The sequence below is a fragment of the Micromonospora sp. USAFONa4 genome, from assembly GCF_057197825.1.
In genome coordinates this window covers 4,377,434-4,395,914 of sequence record NZ_CM170072.1, presented here as the reverse complement: position 1 = coordinate 4,395,914, position 18,481 = coordinate 4,377,434, and the positions used below count along the sequence as shown (strand labels likewise).

At 75.5% G+C, this 18,481-nt stretch carries 17 protein-coding genes; 9 read left to right on the top strand and 8 right to left on the bottom strand.

The features are described 5' to 3' along the window. From AC0OO9_RS19555 to mtrA, 4 genes are read right to left on the bottom strand one after another with little or no spacing between them, the layout of a single operon-like run. Nucleotides 1-705: a ComF family protein gene (locus AC0OO9_RS19555; RefSeq protein WP_484511446.1), complete on the bottom strand. Its 705-nt coding sequence runs from the start codon at nucleotides 703-705 to the stop codon at nucleotides 1-3. Between the two features lie 5 nt (nucleotides 706-710). Next, complete coding sequence (locus AC0OO9_RS19550) at nucleotides 711-2,507, bottom strand: LpqB family beta-propeller domain-containing protein (protein WP_484511445.1); 1,797 nt, start codon at nucleotides 2,505-2,507, stop codon at nucleotides 711-713. Continuing rightward, nucleotides 2,504-4,291, bottom strand: coding sequence for an MtrAB system histidine kinase MtrB (gene mtrB / locus AC0OO9_RS19545; protein WP_484511444.1), 1,788 nt, complete (start codon nucleotides 4,289-4,291; stop codon nucleotides 2,504-2,506). The genes AC0OO9_RS19550 and mtrB overlap by 4 nt, the downstream gene beginning before the upstream one ends. A 12-nt stretch (nucleotides 4,292-4,303) precedes the next feature. Beyond that, the gene (gene mtrA / locus AC0OO9_RS19540; RefSeq protein WP_089001893.1) at nucleotides 4,304-4,993 is read right to left on the bottom strand and encodes an MtrAB system response regulator MtrA; all 690 of its coding nucleotides are present in this window, start codon (nucleotides 4,991-4,993) and stop codon (nucleotides 4,304-4,306) included. A 196-nt stretch (nucleotides 4,994-5,189) separates the two neighbouring features. On the opposite strand from mtrA, the gene AC0OO9_RS19535 reads away from it, so the two are divergent. The 5 genes from AC0OO9_RS19535 to AC0OO9_RS19515 are packed head-to-tail and all read left to right on the top strand — an operon-like array spanning nucleotide 5,190 to nucleotide 10,492. Then, nucleotides 5,190-6,032 (top strand): hypothetical protein, encoded by an 843-nt coding sequence (locus AC0OO9_RS19535; protein WP_484511443.1) that lies wholly within the window; start codon nucleotides 5,190-5,192, stop codon nucleotides 6,030-6,032. Next, nucleotides 6,029-6,595 (top strand): DUF4129 domain-containing protein, encoded by a 567-nt coding sequence (locus AC0OO9_RS19530; protein WP_484511442.1) that lies wholly within the window; start codon nucleotides 6,029-6,031, stop codon nucleotides 6,593-6,595. The genes AC0OO9_RS19535 and AC0OO9_RS19530 overlap by 4 nt, the downstream gene beginning before the upstream one ends. Next, a complete protein-coding gene (locus tag AC0OO9_RS19525; RefSeq protein WP_484511441.1) occupies nucleotides 6,592-8,196 on the top strand; it encodes a DUF4350 domain-containing protein in 1,605 nt (534 codons plus the stop codon). Before AC0OO9_RS19530 ends, AC0OO9_RS19525 begins: the two co-directional genes overlap by 4 nt. Further along, nucleotides 8,193-9,185, top strand: a complete 993-nt coding sequence (locus AC0OO9_RS19520; protein WP_207913964.1) for an AAA family ATPase — start codon at nucleotides 8,193-8,195, stop codon at nucleotides 9,183-9,185. The genes AC0OO9_RS19525 and AC0OO9_RS19520 overlap by 4 nt, the downstream gene beginning before the upstream one ends. Next, nucleotides 9,182-10,492, top strand: a complete 1,311-nt coding sequence (locus AC0OO9_RS19515) for a DUF58 domain-containing protein (protein ID WP_484511440.1) — start codon at nucleotides 9,182-9,184, stop codon at nucleotides 10,490-10,492. The genes AC0OO9_RS19520 and AC0OO9_RS19515 overlap by 4 nt, the downstream gene beginning before the upstream one ends. 56 nt (nucleotides 10,493-10,548) lie before the next feature. Here the strand turns inward: AC0OO9_RS19515 and AC0OO9_RS19510 are convergent, their stop codons facing one another. Then, entirely contained in the window at nucleotides 10,549-11,547 is a 999-nt protein-coding gene (locus AC0OO9_RS19510) for a stage II sporulation protein M (protein WP_484511439.1), read from the bottom strand. Nucleotides 11,548-11,640: 93 nt separating this feature from the next. Between AC0OO9_RS19510 and AC0OO9_RS19505 the strand changes: the two genes are divergently transcribed. The 4 genes from AC0OO9_RS19505 to AC0OO9_RS19490 all read left to right on the top strand — a co-directional run bounded on the left by AC0OO9_RS19505 (nucleotide 11,641) and on the right by AC0OO9_RS19490 (nucleotide 14,339). Next, nucleotides 11,641-12,750 carry an RDD family protein gene (locus AC0OO9_RS19505; protein WP_484511438.1) on the top strand — a complete coding sequence of 370 codons (1,110 nt, stop codon included), beginning with the start codon at nucleotides 11,641-11,643 and terminating at the stop codon, nucleotides 12,748-12,750. 118 nt (nucleotides 12,751-12,868) lie between these two features. Beyond that, nucleotides 12,869-13,315, top strand: coding sequence for a hypothetical protein (locus AC0OO9_RS19500; RefSeq protein ID WP_357576450.1), 447 nt, complete (start codon nucleotides 12,869-12,871; stop codon nucleotides 13,313-13,315). Beyond that, nucleotides 13,312-14,184 carry a tetratricopeptide repeat protein gene (locus AC0OO9_RS19495; RefSeq protein WP_484511437.1) on the top strand — a complete coding sequence of 291 codons (873 nt, stop codon included), beginning with the start codon at nucleotides 13,312-13,314 and terminating at the stop codon, nucleotides 14,182-14,184. Before AC0OO9_RS19500 ends, AC0OO9_RS19495 begins: the two co-directional genes overlap by 4 nt. Beyond that, nucleotides 14,172-14,339 carry a hypothetical protein gene (locus tag AC0OO9_RS19490; protein ID WP_484511436.1) on the top strand — a complete coding sequence of 56 codons (168 nt, stop codon included), beginning with the start codon at nucleotides 14,172-14,174 and terminating at the stop codon, nucleotides 14,337-14,339. The genes AC0OO9_RS19495 and AC0OO9_RS19490 overlap by 13 nt, the downstream gene beginning before the upstream one ends. 130 nt (nucleotides 14,340-14,469) lie before the next feature. Here the strand turns inward: AC0OO9_RS19490 and ahcY are convergent, their stop codons facing one another. From ahcY to AC0OO9_RS19475, 3 genes are all read right to left on the bottom strand, one after another. Further along, nucleotides 14,470-15,969 (bottom strand): adenosylhomocysteinase, encoded by a 1,500-nt coding sequence (gene ahcY, locus AC0OO9_RS19485; protein ID WP_484511435.1) that lies wholly within the window; start codon nucleotides 15,967-15,969, stop codon nucleotides 14,470-14,472. Nucleotides 15,970-16,282: 313 nt separating this feature from the next. Further along, a complete protein-coding gene (manA, locus tag AC0OO9_RS19480; protein WP_484511434.1) occupies nucleotides 16,283-17,446 on the bottom strand; it encodes a mannose-6-phosphate isomerase, class I in 1,164 nt (387 codons plus the stop codon). A gap of 3 nt (nucleotides 17,447-17,449) precedes the next feature. Next, the gene (locus AC0OO9_RS19475) at nucleotides 17,450-18,436 is read right to left on the bottom strand and encodes a cation diffusion facilitator family transporter (RefSeq protein ID WP_484511433.1); all 987 of its coding nucleotides are present in this window, start codon (nucleotides 18,434-18,436) and stop codon (nucleotides 17,450-17,452) included. Nucleotides 18,437-18,481: the final 45 nt, after the last annotated feature.

The following is an 18,481-nucleotide window of genomic DNA, read 5'->3' as shown; positions in this document are numbered from 1 at the left end:
TCACAAAGTGCGCCGTCGCTCGGTCGCGGCGAGCACCGCGGCGACCGTCGGTGACAGCCCGCTCGCGGTCAGCGCCCGCCCCACCGCCGCGAGGGTCGACCCGGTGGTCAGGATGTCGTCGAGCACCACCACCGCCGCCCCGTCGGGCGCGGACGGGACCCGCGGGCGGACCCGGAAGGCCGCCTCGGCCGCCGCCGCCCGGCCGGCGCTGTCCAGCGTCACCGAGTCGGGGCGGGGCAGGGCCCGCAGCGGCCGCCGCACCCGCACCGGCCAGCCCGCCCGGCGCAGCCGGTCCGCGCAGTGCCGGGTCAGCCGGCCGAGGTGGTCGCCGTACCGGGCGCGGGCCGCCGCCGCGGTGTCCGGCACCGGCACCAGCGTCACCGGGCGGACCCCGCCCACCGCCGCCGCCACCACCTCGGCGAGCAGCGCCCCCAGCGGCCGGGCCAGCCCGTGCCGGCCGTGGTCCTTGTACGCCAGCAGCGCCTCCCGCAGCGGGCCCGCGTACGGACCGAGGGCGACGCAGGGCGGCAGGTCGGGCGGGGCGGGAGTGGGTCGTACGACCCGGGGGCGCAGCGCGCCGAGCGCCGCCACGCACTCCGGGCAGACGCCGTGCCGAAGCCCCGGCCGGCGCTCGCGGCAACCGGCGCACTCCACGGGCAGCACCAGGTCGGTGAGGTCCGCCCAGAGCCCGCCGAGATCCCGCACGGAGATCAGTAGAGGAAGAAGGGGGCGGTCGGGTTGCCGGCGCGCGCCCCGGCCGAGGGCGGCGTGACCTCCTGCACCTGCTCGGGCTGGATCCGCTCGAACGGGCCGCTGCGGTACGCGACCCCGTTCGCCTCGTACATCGCGGCGCCGACGCGCCCCACGGCGTTCGCCGGGTACGCGGCCAGGTGCGTCACCCGGGCGCCGATCTTGTCCTCCAGCCGGCTCTCCCGGGCGCCGTCCACGCTGACCTCGTAGACCGCTGGGCGGCCGACCGCGCCCGCGAGGACCAGGGTGTTCTCGCCGTACCAGTCGACGGCCGACAGGCTGGTCAGCCGGGTGTGCAGCCGACGGGCCGGGCCGGGGGTGACCCCCGCGCCGTCGGGGCTGAGGGCGGCGACGTAGAGCGCGCCCCCGGCGATGACGGCGATCCGGTGGCCGTCCAGCGAGGCCGCCACGGCGGTCACCGGGCCGGGTACGCCCAGCGACACGGCGGTGAGCTGCGACTGGGCGTCGAAGCGGTACAGGCTTCCGTCGGCGACCACGAGCCCGGCCGGCTGCCCCCGGTACGTCGAGCGCAGCCAGACGGGCCGGCTCATGGCGGCGTAGCCCTTGGCGCTGCGGGTGAAGGCGGCCACCGGGTCGGTGCCGGTGCCGACGGAGAGCCACTGGCGGCCGGCGTCGGAGACCACCAGCGCCGCCAGCATCTGGTTGTCGGCGCGGCTGAGCCCGGCAGAGACGACGTTCCGGTTCGCCTTGGCGTCCACGGGCACCGGGCCGGTCGGTTCTCCCGGGTAGGCCAGCGGGTGAACGGCGCCCTCGTAGACGCAGAACCGCTGGAAGCTCTCCGGGAGCTGGTGCACCGGGCGGTCCAGGCGGCGCCGCTCCAGGTCGGGGATGAACTCCTGGGACTGGTTGCGGATCTTGATGTCGAGCGGCCCGTCGAGGTCCGACAGCGACCAGGCGAGTTGCGTACCGAGCTGCTCCAGCCGGGCCTTGTCCTCCGGCATCTCCAGGTCGACCTCCCAGCGGCCGTCCGTCCGGGTGGCGTTGTTGATCAGGCGGGTGCCGTCCGGCAGCCGGCGCACGGCCGTGCCGAGCCAGGCCGAGGGCCCGGCGGTCAGCCACTTGACCACCTCGCTGACCCGTCGCTCGTCCGGCACGGCGAGCGGCAGGTAACGCTGGTCGGGGACGAGGCGGGTGCGGTCGTTGTTCCAGAAGTAGATCGTCCGGCTCTGGTAGTACGTCTCCAGCGCCTCGACGCTGAGCAGCAGCGCGGTCGGCGGGTTCGCCACGTACAGCCCGCCGTCCGTCAGGCCCTCCTGCCCGGCCTGGCTGCGCAGCTCGAACGTGTACGTCGTGGTGCTCGTCTCCGGCGGGGCCAGGGTGCCGTCGGTACGCAGCTGCCCGACCTGCTGCACCTTGAGGGTGACCTCGGTCCGGTCCGGGGCGTAGACGGGCACCGGCTCCTCGGTGAGCCGGACGACGGCCAGCGTGACCTCGCTGCCCTGCTTGGTCTGGAGGCGGTCGCGGTCCGCCGGCACGATGAACTGCCGGACCCGCTGGTAGGCCCCGTCCGGCTCACCGGCCGCGGCGGAGAGGAAGTTCTGGACGAACTGCTCGGCGTCGGTGCCGGCCGCGCTGCGGCTCGGGGGCTCGCCCCGGCTGCCGCTGGTCGAGGCGCCCTCCGCCGCCGGCCCCGGCCCGTCCACCCGAACCTCGGTGTTCTCCGGGATGCCGCAGCCGACCGCGCCGCCCAGCAGCAGCGCGCCGCCGAGCAGGCCGGCGAGCAGCCGACGCCTCACGACCCCACCTCCGCGTGCCCCCCGCTGCCCGGCCGGCGCGGGCCGACGGCCAGCGCGCCGTCGGTGCCCGGGCCGATCGTGAGCGCACCCTTGGTGCCGGGGCCGATGGCCAGCAGCCCGCCCGCCCGGGGCCCGCCGAAGGGCAGCGTGGCGTCGGCCGGGACCAGCCGCAGCGGCGAGGTGGTCAACCGGTCGCCGGCCCGCGACGGCAGGGTGAGCCGGAACTGCGCGCCCTGCCCGGGCGCGCCCCACGCCTCCAGCCAGCCGCCGTGCAGCCGGGCGTCCTCCAGGCTGATCGACAGGCCGAGCCCGGTGCCGCCGGTCTGCCGGGCCCGGGACGGGTCGGCCCGCCAGAAGCGGTTGAACACCAGCTTCTCCTCGCCCGGCTTGAGGCCCACCCCGTGGTCGCGGACGGTGATCGCCACCGCCGTGTCGTCCACTCCGAGCGTGATCAGCACCGGCTTGGCCTCGCCGTGCTCGACGGCGTTGCCGACCAGGTTGCGCAGCACCCGTTCCACCCGCCGGGGGTCCACCTCGGCGATCACCGGGGTGCCGGGGACGTCCAGCTCGATGGCCACCCCGACGCGCTCGGCGAGGCCGGCCAGCCGGTCGGCCACCCGGTGCACGACCGGCACCAGGTCGGTCGGCTCCGAGTCGAGCATGGCGAAGCCGGCGTCGAAGCGGCTGATCTCCAGCAGGTCGGTGAGCAGCTCCTCGAACCGGTCCAGCTCGGCCTGGAGCAGCTCGGCGCTGCGGGCCACCGCCGGGTCGAACTCGTCCCGCTCAGCGAAGATCAGGTCGGCGGCCATCCGGACCGTGGTCAGCGGCGTGCGCAGCTCGTGCGAGACGTCGGAGGTGAAGCGGCGTTGCAGCCGGGACATCTCCTCCAGCCGCAGGATCTGCCGTTGCAGGTTGGTCGCCATCTGGTTGAACGACGCCGCCAGCAGGGCGAGGTCGTCCTCGCCGTTGACCACCATCCGCTGGTCGAGCAGGCCGGCGGAGAGCCGCTGGGCCGTGCGGGCGGCCACCCGTACCGGCGTCACCACCAGCCGCGTGACCAGGCCGGCGAGCAGGGCGAGCAGGAGCACCAGGGCCGCTCCGGTGGCGGCCACGGTGCCCCGTACGTCGGCGGCCGTGGCGTCCTGCCGGGCCAGCGGCACGAGGTAGTAGAGCTCGACCTGGCCGAACCGGGTCGGCACCGGCGAGCCGTAGACCAGGTATTTCGTGCGCTCCTCGCCGAGGCGCCCGGTGCGGATCTGGCTGGCGACCTTGCCCCCGGCGACGGTCTCGCGCAGCTCCCGGCTGATCAGCGGGCGGACGTTGACCGCGGGCGAGGACCGGGGCTGGATGGCCCCGGTGTGGTTGTCGGCGGTGAGCGCCACGATGACGCCGGTGGTCTGCTGCGGGTCACCGCCGGCCAGGTAGTTGACCGTGCCGTCGATGGTCTCCTGGAGCTGCCCCTCCTGCGGCTGGTTGTAGAGGCCGAACTGCTTCGCCGCGTAGTCCGCGCCGCTGCCCAGCCGGAGCCGCACGTCGGTCTCGACGTTCTCCACCAGGATGCCGGTGATCTTGTCGGCGATCAGGTAGGCGAAACCGCCCACCAGCAGGCTCGACGCGACCAGTGTGATGGTCACCACCCGCAGCTGGAGCGACCGGCGCCAGCTCTGGTGCAGCCCGGCGACCAGGCGCGCGGCCCGGCCGCTCACGCCACGCCACAGCTCCCGCGCGGCGACACGCCGGCGCGGAGCTGCCGTCGGGGGGTCCGGAATCGGGGAGGTGGCCACAGTGTGACCAGGCTATCCGGTGCCCGCCTTGTAGCCCACGCCCCGCACGGTGAGAATGATTTCCGGCCGCTCCGGATCCGGTTCGATCTTGGCCCGCAGCCGCTGCACGTGCACGTTGACCAGCCGCGTGTCCGCCGCGTGCCGGTAGCCCCAGACCTGCTCCAGGAGCACCTCGCGGGTGAAGACCTGGCGCGGCTTGCGGGCGAGCGCGACCAGCAGGTCGAACTCCAGCGGCGTCAGCTTCACCTCCTCGCCGTTGCGGCTGACGGTGTGCGCCGGCACGTCGATGGTGATCTGGTTGCCGGGCGGCCCGATGGTCAGCATCTCCGGGGCGACGTCCTCGCCCCGGCGCAGCCGCGCCCGCATCCGGGCGACCAGCTCCTTGGGCTTGAACGGCTTGACCACGTAGTCGTCGGCGCCGGACTCCAGGCCGAGCACCACGTCGACGGTGTCGCTCTTGGCGGTCAGCATGACGATCGGCACGCCCGACTCAGCCCGGATCGACCGCGCCACGTCGATGCCGCTCATGCCGGGGAGCATGAGGTCGAGCAGGACGATGTCGGGGCGGTTCTCGCGGAACGCGGCCAGCGCCCGCTCCCCGTCGGCGACGAAGGAGGGCAGGAACCCCTCGCTGCGCAGGACGATGCCGAGCATCTCGGCGAGCGCGGGGTCGTCGTCGACCACCAGTACCCGGGCTCTCATGGGGTTAATGTTTCCATCCCCTTCAGTTGGTGGGATCCCCGTCACCCGGCACGGTACTGCCGTGGGCCGTCGCCGCCCAGCAGCAGGTGCCCGGCATCGCCGCCCCGACGTGCGGGTCCACCCGATCGGAACGGGCGTGTCACCATGATCCCCGCGTGCGCCGTCACGCGCCACCACCGTCCCTCCAGGAGTACGCGTGCCCGACGCCGGCCCGACCGCCGTGCTCCCGCGCCGCCCCCTCACGGTCGGCGAGCTGCTGGACTCCGCGGTCCTGCTGCTGCGTGGCCAGGCCCGGGTGCTGGTGCCGGTCGCCCTCGTACTGGCCGTGGCCGAGCAGCTCCTGCTGTACCCGCTGCGGCTCGCCGCCGGCACGGCGCCACCCGCCTGGCTGCCGGAGTTCGGGCGGTTCGGCGCGTACTGGCTGCTGCTGGCGGTGGGGGCGGCGACCGAGGCGGTGATCGTCCTGCTGCTCGGCAATCCGGCCGCCCGGGCCGCCGGGGCCGCCCTGTTCGGCCGCGCGCCGGGCCCCCGGGAACTGCTCCGCCCGGCCGGCGCGCGCTGGGGCGCCACCGCGCTGCTCGCCGTGCTCGTCGGTGTGGTGATGTGCGGGGTCGCGCTGTTCGGGCCGGCGTGGATCGTCGGGTTCGCCCTGCTCGGCGCCGTGGCGCCGGCGCTGGTCGTCGACCGGGTGCATCCGCTGCGCGCCCCGCTGCGCGCCGCCGCCCTGGCCGTCCGCGGCGCCGGCCGGGCCGGCTGGATCCGGCTGCTCGGCTACCTCGTGTGGTGGATCGTGCGCGTCGGCCTCGGCGTCGGCGTCTACGTCGGGCTGGACTCGTTCGACCTCGTCGACCGCGCCTGGGCCGGGTGGCTGTCGCTGGCCGTCTGGGCGGGCGTGAACAGCGTCGCCTACCCGGCCCTGGCCTGCCTGGACGCGGTGCTGCACCTGGAGACCCGGATGCGTACCGAGGGGCTGGACATCCGGCTCTCCCGGGCCCGGCCGGGCACGCCGGAGACGGTCCTGCTGGCGGCCGGACGATGAGCCCCAGCCGGTGGTGGACCGAGACCACGGCGGCGCTCGGCGACCGGGTGCCGCTGCCCCTGGTCGCCCTGCTGCTGGTGCTCGCCGCGGTGCTGGTCGCGGTCGGCTGGTACACGTTCCCGGCCTGGGTCCCCCGGCGGTTGCCCCGGCTGCGTCGGCGCCGCCGGAAGACCTCGCCGCCGCAGGCCCCGTCGCCGGTCGTCCCCGCGCCCCGCGAGCCCGAGCTGCCGGCCGCCGCGTACGTCTCCCTCGCCGACCGGTTCGCCGCCGAGGGCCGGTACGCCGAAGCCGTCCGGGAGCGGCTGCGCGCGATGGTCCGGGAGCTGGCCGCCCGGCGCGTGGTGCAGCCGCAGCCCGGCATGACCGTCGCCGAGCTGGTGCGGGCCGCCACGGACAGCCAACCCCAGGTGGGTCCGCCGCTGAGCGCCGCCGGCGCGATCTTCTCCGAGCTCTGGTACGGCCAGCGCCCCGCCTCCGTCGAGCACGACCACCGGATGCGGGAGCACGCCGCCGACCTGGACCGGCTGCTGACCGGGCGACCCGAGGACGGGCCACGACCATGAGCGCACAGGCCACCGCCGTACCACCGGCGCCCCGCGCGGGCGTCGCCCCCCGGCGTCGGCGCCGCCGGCACCGGCTGCTGATCCCGCTGGGCCTGGCCGCGGCGCTGCTGGCCACCACCCTGGTCACCCACGCGGTCGACCAGCCCGACCCCGGCGACCAGGGCTTCCTCTCCCCGGTCGCGACGGGGGACGACGGCGGCAGCCGGCTCGCCGACGCGCTGCGCGGGCAGGGCGTGACCGTGCAGCGGGAGACGGACACGCTGCGCGCCCTGCTGGCCGCGCGTAGCGGGGCGGCCACGCTCTTCGTGCCCGCGCCGGCGCTGCTGCACCCGGACACGGTCGGCGCGTTGGACTCGCTGCCCTCGACCACCAGGCTGGTGCTGGTGGACCCGTCGCGACGGGTGCTGGAGGCGGTCAGGCTGCTGCCGGTGCAACCGGCCGGTCGCCGGTGGGCCGCGCAGGCGGTGGGGCCGGACGCGCGGGGCCTGCCCTGCCCGCTGCCCGAGTTGCGGCAGCTCGGGCGCGTGGCGGTCGGGCTGCAACGCTACGCGCTCGCCCCAGGCGCGTCGGCGCCCGTCGGGTTCTGCTTCGCCGATGGGCTCGCCCTGCTGCCCCGGGTCCCCGAGAGCACCGTGGCGGTGGGCGCCAGCGATCCGTTCCGCAACGACCGGATCGACGAGTGGGACAACCGGGCGTTCGCCACCGCGCTGCTCGGCGGGACCGGCCGGGTGGTGTGGCTCGACCTGGACGGCCCCGAACCCCCGCCGGTCTTCGGCGACGGCAGCAGCGGCAGCCCGGCCTGGTCGCCGACGCCGGGCGGCTCCACCGGGTACGGCGGCCCGGGCGGCGGCACCGGCACCGGCGACGGCACCGGCGACGGGCGGCCCGGCGGCCCGGCGGGCCCGGGCGGGGAGACCGACGACGACAGCGAGGGCCGGAACGAGGACCGGGCCGACAGGCCCGACCCGCCGAACCCGCTCTGGTCCGCCTTCCCCGGCTGGCTGTGGGCGTTGCTGGCCCAGCTCGCCCTTGCCGCCCTGCTGGCCGCGCTCTGGCGGGCCCGCCGGCTCGGCCCGCCGGCGGTGGAGCCGCTGCCGGTCACGGTCCGCTCGGCGGAGACGGTGCTCGGCCGGGCGCGGCTCTACGAGAAGGCGGGCGCCCGGGACGCGGCCGCGCGGACGCTACGGAACGCCGCCCTGGACCGTCTGACGCCCCGGCTGCACCTGCCGCCGACCGCGCCGCCGGCCGACGTGGCCGCCGCGGTCGCCGCCCGCACCGGCGACGACCCCCGGTGGACCGACGAGGTGCTGCACGGCGCCGGGCCCGAGACCGACCAGGACCTGCTGGACCTGGCCCGCGCGCTGGACCGGCTGACCCGCGTCGCCGCCCCGCACGCCCCCGACGGACCGCTCCCACCCGCCGAGACGCCGCCACCGGCCGCCTACGGGCCGCCCCTGCCAGCCGTGCCCGCCGACGGGCCGCCGCCCCCGCCAGCCGCACCGCCCACAGCCGGGCCGCCACCACCCGCCGCGCCGCCCGCGGCGGGGCCGCCCCCGCCAGCCGCACCGCACCCGCACCGAGCCGAAGGAGACCCCCGGTGACCCGACCCGCCGGTACCGCCGAGCCGCCGACCATCGACCCCGTCGACCCCCGCGCCGCCCTGCACCGGCTGCGCGCCGAGGTCGCCAAGGCGGTCGTCGGGCAGGACGCGGTCGTCACCGGCCTGGTCATCGCCCTGCTCTGCCGCGGGCACGTGCTGCTGGAGGGCGTGCCGGGCGTGGCCAAGACCCTGCTGATCCGCACCGTCGCCACCGCCCTCGACCTGGGATCCAAGCGCGTGCAGTTCACCCCGGACCTGATGCCGGGCGACGTCACCGGCTCGCTGATCTTCGACCCGCGCACCGCCGCCTTCACCTTCCGCGAGGGGCCGGTCTTCACCAACCTGCTGCTCGCCGACGAGATCAACCGGACGCCGCCGAAGACCCAGTCGGCGCTGCTGGAGGTGATGGAGGAGCGGCAGGTCTCGGTGGAGGGCGAACGGCGGCCGCTGCCCGACCCGTTCATCGTCGCCGCCACCCAGAACCCGATCGAGTACGAGGGCACCTACCCGCTGCCGGAGGCGCAGCTCGACCGGTTCCTGCTCAAGCTCACCGTGCCGCTGCCCAACCGGGACGAGGAGCTGGGCGTGCTCCGCGCGCACCACGCCGGCTTCGACCCGCGCGACCTGACCGCCGCCGGCGTACGGCCGGTGGCCGACGCGGCCGACCTGGCGGCGGCCCGGGCGGCGGTCGGCCGGGTGCACGTGGCCGAGCCGCTCTTCGGCTACGTCGTCGACCTCTGCCGGGCCACCCGCAACACCCCGGCGCTGGAGCTGGGCGCCTCGCCCCGGGGCGCCACCGCGCTGCTCAACACGGCCAAGGCGTGGGCCTGGCTGGCCGGCCGCGACCACGTCGTACCGGACGACGTGAAGGCGGTCGCCCGGCCGACGCTGCGGCACCGGCTGCGGCTGCGCCCCGAGGTGGAGCTGGAGGGCGTCGGCGTGGACCAGGTGCTGGACACGGTGCTCGCCACCGTGCCGACGCCGCGATGACCTGGCGGGCGGCGCTCCTGCTGGCGGTCGGCGCGCTGACCCTGCCGGCCTGGCCGTCGCCGTTCGCCGGGCTGCTGGTGATGACCGGGGCGGTGCTGCTGCTGGTGCTGCTCGACCGGGCGCTGGCCGCGCCGCCGGGTGCGCTCACGGCCGCCCGGCAGGGGGACCGCGCGGTCCGCCTCGGCGGCACCGCCACCGTCGCGCTGCTGCTGCACAACCCCTCCGGCCGTACGCTGCGGGCGCGCGTCCGCGACGCCTGGGTGCCCTCCGCCGGCGCCCGCCCCGACGTGCCGCCGGGACAGCTCGTGCACGTCGAGCCGGGCGCGACGGTGGCGCTGCCCAGCCGGCTGACCCCGCTGCGGCGGGGCGACCGGCCGGCGGTGGCGTTGACCGTGCGCTCGTTCGGGCCGCTGGGCCTCGGGTTCCGGCAGCGCTCCGGGCGGCCGGCGACCCCACCGTGGACGCTGCGCGTGCTGCCCCGTTTCGACTCCCGCCGGCACCTGCCGGAGAAGCTGTCCCGGCTGCGGGTCATCGACGGCATCCAGGTGAGCCGGGGGCGGGGCCAGGGCACCGAGTTCGACACCCTCCGCGAGTACGTGGTGGGCGACGACGTGCGCTCGATCGACTGGCGGGCGAGCGCGCGCCGCGCCGACGTGCTGGTGCGCACGTGGCGGCCGGAGCGGGACCGCCGGCTGCTGTGCGTGCTGGACACCGGGCGGACGTCGGCGGTGCGGGTCGGCGACGAACCCCGGCTGGATACCGCGATCGACGCCGCGCTGCTGCTCACCGCCCTCGCCGCCCGCGCCGGCGACCGGGTCGACCTGCTCGCGGCCGACGCGGCGGTACGGGCCACGGTCACCGGCACCGGCGGCCCGGCCCTGCTTCCCCGGGTGGTGCACGCCCTCGCCCCGCTCCAGCCGACGCTCGTGGAGACGGACTTCGACCTGATCGCGGGCGAGCTGCTGCGCCGGCAGCGCCAGCGCAGCCTGGTGGTGCTCTTCACCGCGTTGGAGGCCGGTGCCCTCGGCGAGGGGCTGCTGCCGGTGCTCCCCCGGCTGGCCGCCCGGCACAAGGTGGTGATCGCGGCGACGCACGACCCGGTGCTGACCGCCCTCACCACGACCGTCCCGCAGCGCCCGGCGGACGCCTACGCCGCAGCGGCGGCCTGGCGCGCGCTGGCCGAGCGCGACCGGGTGCGGGTGGCGCTGGCCCGCCACGGCGTGACGGTGGTGGACGCCCCGGCCGGCCGCCTGGCCCCCACCCTGGCCGACACCTACCTCCGCCTGAAGTCCCTGGGCCACCTCTGACCCGGTCCGGCGGCCCCACCGACAGGCCCCACCGGCAGGCTCCGTCGATCATGAAGTTATTGCCCGTCCGCCCGGCGTGTCACGGCAACAACTTCATGATCAACGGGATCCGGGTGGGTGGCGCGGCGGCCGAGGAGCACCACGTACGCCAGGAAGGCGAGCCAGACGGCGGCGCCCACGGCCACGCGGAGCGGAATGGGCACGGGCGCGGGGGTCACGAACGCCTCGATGACGGCGGAGACCGCGAAGAGCCCCACCAGCCCGACGGCGACCAGCACGCCCTCTCGCCCCGCCCGGGCCACCGACTGCCCCCGGGTGAGCTGCGTCGGCGGCGCGATCCACGCCCACCCGATGCGCAGGCCCACCCCGGCGGCCACGAAGACGCCGGTGAGTTCCAGCAGCCCGTGCGGGGTGATCAGGCCGAAGAAGACGTCCGCCCGGCCGTAGGCGACCATCACCCCGCCGACCACGCCGATGTTGAGCGCGTTCTGCCAGAGCAGGTAGAGCACCGGGACGATCAGTACCCCGGCGGCGAGGCACTGGGCGGCGAGCCAGGCGTTGTGCGTCCACAGGTGGAAGGCGAACGTCGGCGCGGAGAACTCGGTGTAGTAGCCGGCGAAGCCGGACTCGACCAGGTCGGCGGCCGCCGCCTCGCCGATGAAGGCCGCCGCCGTCTGCGGGTTGCCCGCGACGAACCAGATGAGAAAGAGGCTGAGCAGGCTGAACCCGGTCGCCACCCCGCACCACCAGGGCCAGGCGCGGTAGACCGCGGCGGGGAAGCCGGCCACGAAGAACCGCCCGACCGCCGCCCACGACGGGCGCGGGCGCCCGGTGAGCCGGGCCCGGGCGCGCAGCACCACCTGGGAGAGCTGGCTGACCAGCGCCGGGTCGGGTGAGCGGCTGCGCAGCACCGACAGCTGGGTGGTCGCCCGCTGGTAGAGGGCGACCAGCTCGTCGACCTCGGCGGCGTCGAGCCGGCCGCGCCCGGAGAGTTCCTCCAGCCGTCGCCACTGCCCGCCGTGTTCCGCGACGTACGCGTCGAGATCCACCGTCACCCCCGTCCGGCGATCATAGTGTTCACTGTCGGGGTGAGAGCACAACCGCGACCCGCACCGTGGGCAGATGCCGGGCTGGTCAGCGGGGAGGCCGTGGAGCTGGACGTCCGGGCCGCCCGGATCGGTTCCCGGGTGCTCGCGCTGCTGCTCGACGTCCTGGCGCAGGCGGCCCTCATGCTGGTGCTGTCCATGAGCGTCGGCGTCGCGCTGCTCAACCTGCCGGAGGGGCTGGTCGACGGCGCCCTGGCCGGCGGGATCGCCACGGTGGGCCTGATCCTGGTGCTGGTCGGCTACCCGGTGCTGTGCGAGCGGTTCAACCACGGCCGCACGCTGGGCAAGATGGCGGTCGGGCTGCGCGTGGTCAGCGCCGACGGCGCTCCGGTCGCGGCGCGGCAGTCGCTGATCCGGGCGCTGGTCGGCGTGGCCGTGGAGTGGCCCGGCCTGGTGCTGCCGCTGGTGAGCTGGGTGGCCGGGGTGACGGTGATGGTGACCGACCGGCGCGGGCGTCGGCTGGGCGACCTGGTGGCGGGCACCCTGGTCGTGCACACCCGCACGGCGACCGCCTGGCGGCCCGTCCCCACGGCGGTCCCGGCGCTGGCCGGTTGGGCGGGCGCGGCGGACCTGAGCCGGCTCGACGACGGCCTGGCGTTGGCCGCCCGCCAGTACCTGGCCCGGGTGCACCAGCTGGCGGAGCCGGCGCGGGGACGGTTGGGGCACGGATTGTGGACCGAGGTCTCGGCGGTGGTCACCCCGCCCCCGCCTCCAGGCATGCCCGAGTCCGTCTACCTGGCCGCGGTCCTCGGCGAGCGGCACCGGCGGGCGAGGTACCGGCTGGGGCTCGGCCGGTCGGCCGCCGCGACGCTCTGGCCGGAGCTGACACTCCACCCGCCCGCGCCAGCCCGCGCGATCCCGTCCGCCGCCGGGCCCGCGGGCGTCGCCACGTCGGAAGGCGCCGCCGGACCCGACCTCACCGCCGGGCCCCCGGGCGCCGCCGGACCCGACTTCACCGCCGGGCCCGCAGGCGTGGTCACCTCTCAAGGTGCCGTCGGGCCCGCGGGCGTCGTGCCGCCCGGCACGGTCCGTCCGGCGGTGCCCGTCGGGGCGCCGGCCGCCGTGCCGGCGCAGCCCGTTCCGGGGGTACGGCCGGCGGTCGCCCCGGCGGCACCGGCGGGTGGCGGGCCCGTGCCCGACGCCGGCACCTGACCGGCGGGCGGGGGCCGCGCACACGTCGCGACCTGGAATCCGCTGCATCCGGGAGCGCCGTCGGTCACCCGGCTGTGGCAGGATCCGGCTCGCTCGCCCCTACCGAGACGGGAACATCGTGGCCGACGATCTGTTCACCCCCACAATCGCGCCGGCGGCGTACGGGACGCGACGCCGGCCGTGGCGACCGCAGTCGCTGATCTTCCCCGCCGTCTTCGCCGGTCCGCTGGCCGCCACCGTGCTGGCCCTGGTCAACGGGCACCGGCTGGGCCTGCCCCGGCGGACGAACCTGATGGTGCTCGGCGTCGGGCTGGCCGCGCTGACGGCCCGGCTGGCGCTCACGCTCGCCTTCCTCGACGACTGGGGGGACCGTCCCGTCCGGCTGATCGCGGCGCTGGCCGGCGCCGGGGTCTGGCTCGCCGCCTCCACCACGCAGAAACGTCCGTTCCGGGCCTACGAGCTGCGTGGCGACGAGCCGGCGTCGCTGTGGCTGCCCGGCCTCGGGGCGGTGCTCCTGTTCGGGGTCGTCGAGGCTCTGCTGTTCCTGCTGGTGGCCGCCGTATGACCGCCCCGGAGGTCCAGCTCGCCCGGGTGGCGCACCTGCTCGAGCTGAACCGCGCGGAGCAGGCCCTCGACGAGGTCGACCGGCTCCCAACCGCCCTCGCCCTCAGCCCGGCGGCGTTCCGGCTGCGGGCGTACGCGCTGACCTCGCTGAGCCGCTGGGACGACCTGGCCGCCGTCACCCGTCGGGGCCTCGCCGAGGCCGGCCCGGACCCCGAACTGCTCGGCCGGCTCGGCGTCGCGCTGCGCCACCGCCGCGAGTACCCCGCCGCCGAACGGGCACTGCTCGACGCGCTCGCCATCGAGCCGGAGGACCCGTGGCTGCTGTGCCAGTACGCGCAGCTCTGCTCGGCCGTGGGGCAGCTCGACAAGGCGGAACGCCTGGTCGCCCGGGCCGCCGCGATCAGCCCGCAGGAGCCGGCCGTCTTCGCGTGCCGCGTCCAGCTCGCGTACGCCCGGGGGGACGACCGGGAGGCCGACCGGATCGCCAGGGAGTTCCTCGGGGCGTGGCCGGACAATCCGGCGGCGCTCGCCCTGCACGGTGCCACCTCGGCCCGGCGTGGCCGGTTGGGCACCGCGCGCCGCGCGTTCGGCCAGGCCGTGGCGCACGACCCGACCGATGCCGACTACGCCGAGGCGGCCTGGGAGGCGCAGGTGCACGCGCACCCGCTGCTGCTGCCGCTGCGCCCGCTGCACCGGCTGGGGATCTTCCGCACCTGGCTGTTCGCGGTCGGCGTCATCGTGCTGCTGAACGTCGCGGGTCTGGACGTGCTCGCCGGCCTGTTCGCCGTGGCCTGGATGCTCTTCTGCGTCTGGTCGTGGATCGCTCCGCCGCTGGTCCGCCGGATGGTGCTCGGCCGGTGGCGGTCGTGAGGGCGTTCGGGCCGTGGCTGGCCGTCCCCGCCGTGGTGCTGCTGCTCGACGCGCTGCGGCTGCGCACGCTGGCCGCCGTGGTCTCGGTGGCGTGGCTCGTCTGGTGCGTCTGGAGCTGGGTCCGCCCCGCCCGTCGCCGCTCCCGCCGGGACTGACCACCTGGCGGCAGGCGACCGCCCGCGCTGACGCCGGCTGGCTCGACCCGTGGCGGCGCGCCCGCCCCGGAAACGCCGACCGGGCCGGCCGCTCGGGAGGGAGCGGTCGGCCCGGTCGGCGCGGTCGGTGTCAGTAGCGGTAGTGCTCCGGCTTGAACGGGCCCTCCACGGAGATGCCGAGGTAGGACGCCTGCTCCTTGGTCAGGGTGCTCAGCTTGGCACCGAGCGCCTCCAGGTGCAGCCGGGCGACCTTCTCGTCGAGGTGCTTGGGCAGCACGTAGACGCCGATCGGGTATTCCTCGGTCTTGGTGAACAGCTCGATCTGGGCGATCGTCTGGTTGGCGAACGAGTTCGACATCACGAAGCTCGGGTGGCCGGTGGCGTTGCCCAGGTTGAGCAGGCGGCCCTCCGACAGCACGATGATGGCGTGCCCGTCGGCGAACTTCCAGAGGTCGACCTGCGGCTTGATGTTGACCCGCTCGACGTCGGAACGCTTCGCCAGGCCGGCCATGTCGATCTCGTTGTCGAAGTGGCCGATGTTGCCGACGATGGCCTGGTGCTTCATCCGGGCCATGTGCTCGTTGGTGATGACGTCGAAGCAGCCGGTGGCGGTGATGAAGATGTCGGCCTGCTCGACCACGTCGTCCAGGGTGGCGACCTGGTAGCCGTCCATCGCGGCCTGGAGTGCGCAGATCGGGTCGACCTCGGTCACCACGACGCGGGCACCCTGGCCGCGCAGCGACTCGGCGCAGCCCTTGCCGACGTCGCCGTAGCCGAGCACGACCGCCATCTTGCCGCCGATCAGCACGTCGGTGGCCCGGTTGATGCCGTCGATCAGCGAGTGGCGGCAGCCGTACTTGTTGTCGAACTTGCTCTTCGTCACCGAGTCGTTGACGTTGATGGCGGGGAAGAGCAGGGTGCCGGCGCGGTGCATCTCGTAGAGCCGGTGCACGCCGGTGGTGGTCTCCTCGGTCACGCCCTTGATGCCGGCGGCGATCCGGGTCCACCGCTGGTTGTCCTCGGCGAGCGAGCGGTGCAACACGCCGAGGATGACCGCGTACTCCTCGGAGTCGGCGGACTCGACCGGCGGCACGGTGCCGGCCTTCTCGAACTCGGCGCCCTTGTGCACCAGCAGGGTGGCGTCGCCGCCGTCGTCGAGGATCATGTTCGGGCCCTGCCCGTCGGGCCAGGCGAGCACCTGCTCGGTGCACCACCAGTACTCCTCCAGGCTCTCGCCCTTCCAGGCGTAGACCGGGACGCCGGCCGGGGCCTCGGGGGTGCCCTCGGGGCCGACGACGATCGCGGCGGCGGCGTGGTCCTGGGTGGAGAAGATGTTGCAGGACGCCCAGCGGACCTGCGCGCCGAGCGCGACCAGGGTCTCGATCAGGACGGCGGTCTGGATGGTCATGTGCAGCGACCCGGTGATCCGGGCACCGGCGAGCGGCTGGGCGTCGGCGAACTCACGACGGATCGCCATCAGGCCGGGCATCTCGTGCTCGGCGAGCTGGATCTCCTTACGCCCGAACTCGGCGAGCGACAGATCCGCCACCTTGTAGTCGCCCTCGGCGAGAGTGCTCGGCCGGGCCTCGGACGGCGTGCCGCTGGCGGACGCCGGGAGGGTGCTGGTCATGAAATCTCCTGTCGGACGATGTGCTGCGCGACCATTCACCTTACGCGCGCGAGCCGCCGACGGGAGGACCGGTCGGGTGAAGTGAGCACGAAGACATCAGCGGACAGCGCACGGGGCGGTCGGTCGTGGACGGTCTCCCGTCCCTCGTCCGCCCGCCCCGTGCATCCCCCCGGTTTGGTTCCCCCGCGCGTTCTCGGACCTTCGTCGCGATAACGCTGCGTACTCATAGAGTCACACTCGGCCAGGGCAACGTCAAGCCATTCCGGAAAAGTCGGACTTGCGCGTCGCCCCGCGCCGCCCGCCGCCCCGCCGGTCAGCGCAGGCCGCAGCTCGCGACGTACGCCTCCCCGGCGCCGCCCAGGCGCAGCGGCCCGGCGGCGGCGCTGCCGACGGCCGCCTGTCCGGGCGCCAGCGTCACCGCGCCGGCCCCGTCGTCGACCGAGACCTCGCCGGAGCGGCAGAGCACCACCCGGGGCCCCGGCACCTCGACCGACACCGTCGGCAGTCCCGAGTCCACCGTCACCCGGTGCAGCGCGAAGTCCTCCACCGGCACCGGCCACGTGACCAGGCCCGGGGCGAGGACCAGCGGCGGCACCACCGGGTCGCGCAGCACCTCGAAGCGCAGCACCCGCAGCAGCTCCTCGACGTCCACCCGCTTCGGCGTCAGCCCGCCGCGCAGCACGTTGTCGCTGGCCGCCATGATCTCCACGCCGGTGCCGCGCAGGTAGGCGTGCAGGTTGCCCGCCGGCATCCAGATCGCCTCGCCGGGGGCCAGCCGCACCAGGTTGAGCAGCATCGCCACCAGCACCCCGGGGTCGCCCGGGTAGGCGGCGGCCAGGTCCCGGGCCAGCTCCGCGTCCGGCCCCGCGACCGGCGCCGACGCCACGGCCGCCACCAGCGCGTCGCGCCCGTCGGCGGGCCAGGTCAGCAGCAGCCGTACGGCGTCACGCAAACCCGCCGGCCCGGTCCGCAGCGCCGCCAGCACCGGCTCCAGCGCGGGTACGCCGAAGCCGGCCAGCGCCGCCGCCGAGGCCGCCGGGTCCCGGAAACCGCAGAGCGCCTCCATCGGCGAGAGCGCGACCAGCAGTTCCGGCTTGTGGTACGGATCGACGTAGTTGCGCTGCCCGTCGGGGCGGGCGGCGTCGGCGGCGTGCCCGGCGCGTGCCTGCTCGGCGTCCGGGTGCGCCTGGAGGCTCAGCGGGGCGTCGGCGGCGAGCACCTTGAGCAGGAACGGCAGCCGGGTGCCGAACCGGCCGACCAGCCGCTCGCCGAGCCAGTGGTGCGGCTCGGCGAGCAGCAGGTCGGTCAGGCTCACCCGGTCGCCGTCGCGGTCGACCAGGGCCGGGCCGCCCGGGTGGGCGCCCAGCCACAATTCGGCCTCCGGGCCGTCGCTCGGCGCCGGCCGCCCCTGCAACTCGGCGATCGCCGAGCGGGACCCCCAGGCGTAGTCGCGGATCGGTCCGTGCAGCAGTTCCACCGGTCAGCTCCCGGGCCGCCCGGCGACCTCACCCGGCTCGGCGGGCGACGCGTTACCGGCGACCGCCCGCTCGGCGGTGGCGTGGTAGATGTCCGGCTCCAGGTAGATCACCCGGGCGGTCGGCACGGCGGCGCGGATCCGACCCTCGACGGTGTTGATGCTCCGCGCCAGCACCTCGGCGGTGACGCCGGCCGGCACGGCGACCTTGGCGGCCACCATCAGCTCCTCGGGCCCGAGGTAGAGGGTCTTCATGTGGATGATCCGCTCGAACTCGGGGCCGTCGGTGACCGCCTTCTCCAGCGCGGCGACGTCGTGCGCCTCGGCGCCCTCACCGAGCAGCAGGCTCTTGGTCTCGATGGCCAGGATGATCGCGATGACCACCAGCAGCACACCGATCATCGCGGTGCCCACCGCGTCCCACCGGCCGTTGCCGGTGATCAGCGTCATGCCCACGCCGAAGAGCGCGAAGACCAGACCGACAAGCGCGCCCAGGTCCTCCAGCAGCACCACGGGCAGCTCGGGCGCCTTGGCGCGCCGGACGAACTTCACCCACGACTGGTTGCCCCGGACGAGGTTGGACTCGACGATCGCGGTACGGAAGGAGAACGTCTCCATGATGATCGCCGCCACCAGCACCACGACCGGCACCCAGTGCCACGAGGTGATGCCCTCCGCGTGCGACCACTTGTGGTACGCCTCGTAAAGGGCGAACAGGCCACCGACGCTGAACAGCACGATGGAGACGATGAACGCGTAGATGTAGCGCTCCCGGCCGTAGCCGAACGGGTGCTGCGGGGTGGCCGCGCGCTTGGCCCGACGCCCGCCGAGCAGCAGCAGCCCCTGGTTGCCGGAGTCGGCGACCGAGTGGATCGACTCGGCGAGCATCGACGACGATCCGGTCAGCAGGAACGCGACGAACTTGGTGACGGCGATGCCGGCGTTGGCCAGCAGGGCGGCGACGATCGCCTTCGTACCACCGTTGGCGCTCACGCGGTCGCTCCGTCGCGTCGCGCGGCCCCGCCGGGCGTCGGCGCG